Consider the following 414-nt stretch of genomic DNA (forward strand, 5'->3'; position numbering starts at 1 on the left):
AATCTTAATGCTTTAAAATTAGCCTTAGAAGAAAAGAATTTTTATCTTAATTTTATAGACTTAAACAGCAAAGAAAGTCTTTTAAGTTTTTATAATCAAATATTAAGTAATCATCATCTTAAAGATTATTTTTATATAAAAAATAATCAATTTTTTATTAAAAAAGATATAAAAAATAAAATTGTATTTCATAATATAAATTCTTCTTCTATTATAAGTAATTATCTTAGATTGTTAAATGATTTTAATACTTTAAGCAAAATAGAACTCATAAATATATTAGAAAGTTTAAGTTTATACAATCTTTCAACTTTAATGCAAACTATACAATCAAAAAATGAATATAACTCAAAAGACTTTGATAAAGATAGTATCTTTTTATCTAATATGATTATGAATGTGAGATTGAAGTAA

1 pseudogene is annotated in these 414 nt (G+C 17.4%); it reads left to right on the forward strand.

Annotated elements, in window-relative coordinates:
• Positions 1 to 414: pseudogene (locus ELQ12_RS09915) on the forward strand (hypothetical protein); the annotation flags it as partial.

The organism is Campylobacter sp. US25a (genome assembly GCF_004379075.1).
In the GTDB taxonomy this organism is placed as follows: Bacteria; Campylobacterota; Campylobacteria; order Campylobacterales; family Campylobacteraceae; genus Campylobacter_D; species Campylobacter_D jejuni.